At 68.5% G+C, this 4,741-nt stretch carries 1 protein-coding gene and 1 pseudogene; both read left to right on the top strand.

The window, feature by feature from the left end:
- Positions 1 to 7: 7 nt before the first annotated feature.
- Positions 8 to 3,999, top strand: a pseudogene (locus ASC94_RS34250) (amino acid adenylation domain-containing protein); the annotation flags it as partial.
- A gap of 35 nt (positions 4,000 to 4,034) precedes the next feature.
- A partial coding sequence (locus tag ASC94_RS34245) for a condensation domain-containing protein (RefSeq protein WP_162251413.1) occupies positions 4,035 to 4,741 on the top strand: 707 nt, incomplete at its 3' end.

The raw sequence follows: 4,741 nt of genomic DNA, 5'->3' as shown, positions 1-4,741 counted from the left end.
CGAAGGGCTGGACCCGGCGCGCTTCAAGGCGGCCTGGCAGCAGGCCTTCGAGCGGCACGACGTGCTGCGCACGGGCTTCCTGCATCAGCGCGAAGTGCCGCTGCAATGGGTGGCCAGGCAGGTTGCTCTGCCATGGCGGGAGGTCGATTTGACGCTGGCCCGGGCCGGCGGGCGCGCCGGTGCTGATGAACGCATGGCTGCGCTGGACGCCCTGGCGCAGGATGAACTGGACGCAGGATTCGCGCTGGATCAGGCGCCGCTGACGCGCCTCGTGCTGGCGCGCACCGGCGACAGCCGCCACCACTTCATCTGGACCAGCCACCACCTGCTGACGGACGGCTGGAGCACGTCCCAGCTGATGGGCGACGTACTGCGCGCCTATGACGGCGCGCGGCTGGCGCCGCCGAAAGGCCGATACCGCGACTACATCGGCTGGCTGCAGCAGCGCGACGCGGCTGGCAGCGAGGCATGGTGGCGCAATCAGCTCGCCGAGCTGGACGAGCCCACCCGTCTTGCCGGCGTGCTGCCTCGCGCGGCCGCCGGGGATGCAATTGGCGCCGCCTTCGGCGAACAGCAGGTGGTGCTGGACGCTGACGCCACGCAGGCCTTGCAGGATTTCGCGCGGCGCGAGCGTGTTACGGTCAATACGGTGGTACAGGCGGCATGGGCGCTGCTACTGAACCGCCATACCGGGCAGGCAGCCGTTTGCTTCGGCGCCACTACGTCTGGCCGGCCGGCGGAGCTGCCTGGCGCGGACCAGATCCAGGGCATGTTCATCAACACGCTGCCAGTGATTTGCCGCGTGGACGCGGACGCGCGCACTGGCGACTGGCTGCGCGCGCTGCAAACGGTGAACCTGGAGGCGCGCGAGCATGAGCACACGCCCTTGTACGACATCCAGCGCTGGGCGGGTCAGGGCGGGCAGGGGCTGTTCGATACCCTGGTGGTGTTCGAGAACTACCCGGTTGACGAGGCATTGAAGAATATGGCCCCGGGCGGCACGCGTTTCCAGCTACTGGCGAACCGCGAGCAGACCAACTATCCGGTAACGATGCTGGTTACGCTGGGCAGCACGCTCACGCTCAAAGCCAGTTTCGACTGCGGACTGCTGCGCGAGCAGGACGTGCGCGCCTTGCTGCAGCAATGGCAGTTCGTGATGCAAGAGCTGATGCAGCGCCAGGTTGCCGGCGATGTGCAGCTGGTCCCCGCGCCGGAAGAGGCGGCGCTGATGGCGCTAAGCCGCAACAGCGAAAAGCATAGCATGGCCCGTCCGGTACATCACGTCATCGAGGAGCAGGCAGAGCGGCATCCTGGGGCGCCGGCGCTACTGTTCGGGGCTTTGGAACTGAACTACGGTGAGCTGAACCAGCGTGCCAACAGGCTGGCGCATTACCTGGCGGGGCTGGGCGTAGGGCCCGAAGTGAAAGTGGGCATTGCGCTGGAACGCAGCGTGGAGATGGTGGTGTCGTTGCTGGCGGTGCTGAAGGCCGGCGGCGCCTACGTGCCGCTGGACCCTGACTATCCGCAAGACCGCCTGGCCTATATGGTGAAAGACAGCGGTGTGGCCTACCTGATCACGCACAGTGCGCTCGCCGGGCGCATTCCGATGGCGCGGGCCACGCGCCTGCACGTCGACACGCTGGACCTCGCCGGCGAGCCGCAGCACAACCCGGACGTGCGGCTGGACGGCGAGAACCTCGCCTACGCCATCTACACGTCCGGCTCCACGGGCCGGCCGAAAGGCGCGGCCAACCGCCACCGCTCGCTGTATAACCGCCTGGCGTGGATGCAGCAGGCGTACCAGCTTGGCGCGGGCGACACGGTGCTGCAGAAGACACCTTTCAGCTTCGACGTCTCGGTATGGGAGTTTTTCTGGCCGCTGATGTACGGCGCGCGGCTGGCCTTGGCGCAGCCGGGCGACCATCGCGAACCGGCGAAACTGGCGGAGCTGATCTGCGCTGCCGGGGTCACTACATTGCACTTTGTGCCTTCCATGCTGCAGGCCTTCGTAGCCTTCCTCCGGCAGGAAGGGCCTGGCGCCTGCGCGTCGATCCGGCGCGTGGTGTGCAGCGGCGAGGCATTGCCCGCCGAGGTACAGGGCGAGCTGCTGCAACTGCTGCCCGAGGCACGGCTTTACAATCTGTACGGCCCGACCGAAGCTGCCATCGACGTCACGCATTACACCTGCAACGGCGACGTGTCGCGTACCGTTGCCATCGGCCGTCCGATCTCCGACACCCAGACCTATGTGCTGGACACGGCGCTGAACCTGGTACCGCAGGGTGTGGCGGGCGAGCTGTATCTGGGCGGTGTCGGCCTGGCGCGGGGCTATCTGAACCGTCCGGCGCTGAGCGCCGAACGCTTCGTTGCCGATCCGTTCAGCGAAGCTGGCGGACGGCTGTACCGCACGGGGGACCTGGTCCGCTGGCGCGCGGACGGCCAGCTTGAATATCTTGGACGGCTGGACCACCAGGTGAAAATACGCGGGTTCCGCATCGAGCTGGGCGAGATTGAGGCGCAGCTGCTGGCGGAGGAGGGCGTGCGCGAGGCAGTCGTGGTGGCGAGGGAATGCGCGGGTGGCATGCGCCTGGTGGCTTACGTGTCGTCGCACGCCGGTGCCTTGCTGGATGCCGCGCAGTTGAAATCGAGCCTGGGCGCGCGCCTGCCGGAGCATATGGTGCCCGGCGCGGTGGCCGTGCTCGATACGCTGCCGCTGAACCCTAACGGCAAGGTGGACCGCAAGGCCTTGCCTGCGCCGGAGCTGGCCGCCGCCACGTACGAGGCGCCGCAGGATGAGAAGGAGGCCCTGCTGGCGCGCGTGTGGGCGGAGGTGCTGGGCGTGGCGCAGCTGGGCCGTGCGGACAACTACTTTGAGCTGGGCGGCGACTCGATCCTGAGCCTGCAGATCGTTGCGCGCATGCGCAGGGAAGGCTACAAACTGACGCCGAAGATGCTTTTCGAGCATCAGACCGTGGCGGAACTGGCGGCGTTGCTGGAACGCGATGCGGCGGCAAGCCAGGCGGCGGCCGCCGCTCCGCAAGGTGTGGCGGCGCTGCTGCCGCTGCAATCCAACTTCCTTGGCATGGTGCTGGAGAACCGCAGCCATTGGAACCAGTCGGTTCTCCTGCACGCTCGCCAGCCACTGGACGGCGACGCGCTGCGCGCCGCGCTGGCCGCCGTGATTGAACAGCACGACGCCTTGCGCCTGCGCTTCACGCAGGACTGCACCGGCGGATGGTCGCAGCGTTATGCCGCGTTCGACCCAGGCGCGGCGGACAATGCAGGCATGGCGGACAAATCGCTGTGGCATCGCAGCGCCGCCGGCGCGGCGGAGCTGGAGGCGGTGTGCCAAGAGGCGCAGCGCAGCCTGGATATTGGTTCCGGCCCGCTGCTGCGCGCCGTGCTGATCGCCATGGCCGACGGCAGCGAGCGCCTGCTGCTGGCCATCCATCACCTGGTGGTGGACGGCGTATCCTGGCGCATCCTTCTGGAAGACCTGCAGGCCGCTTATGGCCAGGCCGCTGCAGGCGCCGCCGTGCGCCTCGCGCCGCGCACCAGCAGTGTCCAGGCCTGGGGTGCTGCGCTGGCGACATATCCGGCGCAGTATGCCGGAGAACTCGAATACTGGCGCGCACTGGCCGGCGTGCCCGCCGCGCTGCCGTGCGACCGCCCGGATGGCCCGCGCACCGGCATGGACGCCGCGACGGCCGAAGTCCGCCTGGACGCCGCCGCCACGCAGGCGCTGCTCCAGCAGGCGCCAGCCGCCTACCGCACGCAGATCAACGACATCCTGCTCACCGCGCTGGGCCGCGCCCTGTGCCGCTGGTCGGGCCATGAACGCATCCTGGTCGATCTGGAAGGGCATGGCCGCGAAGACCTGTTCGAACAGGTGGACCTGACCCGCACCGTTGGCTGGTTCACCAGCCTGTTCCCGGTGGCGCTGTCGGCGCAGGGCAGCCTGGGCGAAGCGCTCAAGCGCACCAAGGAAATGCTGCGCGCNCCGCACCGTTGGCTGGTTCACCAGCCTGTTCCCGGTGGCGCTGTCGGCGCAGGGCAGCCTGGGCGAAGCGCTCAAGCGCACCAAGGAAATGCTGCGCGCCGTGCCCAACAAGGGCCTGGGCCATGGCGTGTTCCGCCACCTGGGCGATGCGCAGCAGCGCGCGGTGCTGGCGTCGCTGCCGCAGGCGCAGGTGGTGTTCAACTACCTGGGCCAGTTCGAAGGCAGCTTTGCGGAAGACGGCTTGTGGACGCTGGCCGGCGAATCGGGCGGCGATCCTGTCGACCCGGCGGCGCCGCTGACGCACGAGCTGTCCATCAACGGCCAGGTGCACGAAGGCTCGCTGAGCCTGCGCATCGGCTACAGCGCGGCGCGCTTCGACGCGGCCTCGGTGGCGGCGCTGGCGGAGGGCTTCCAGTCCGAACTGGAGGCGCTGGTAGCGCATTGCACCAGCGGCGTGCGCGGTATTACGCCGTCGGACGTGCCGCTGGCGAAGCTGACGCAGGATGAACTCGACGCGCTGCCGCTGGATCTGGCGCAGCTGGCGGACCTGTATCCGCTGTCGCCGATGCAGTCGGGGATGCTGTTCCACAGTGTGTACGAGCCGAAGGGCGGGGCTTACCTGAACCAGCTGCGCGTGGAGATCGAAGGGCTGGACCCGGCGCGCTTCAAGGCGGCCTGGCAGCAGGCCTTCGAGCGGCACGACGTGCTGCGCACGGGCTTCCTGCATCAGCGCGAAGTGCC

Origin of the sequence: Massilia sp. Root418 (genome assembly GCF_001425265.1) — a bacterium.
GTDB lineage: Bacteria > Pseudomonadota > Gammaproteobacteria > Burkholderiales > Burkholderiaceae_D > Rugamonas.
This window is presented reverse-complemented; position numbering and strand designations above follow the sequence as displayed.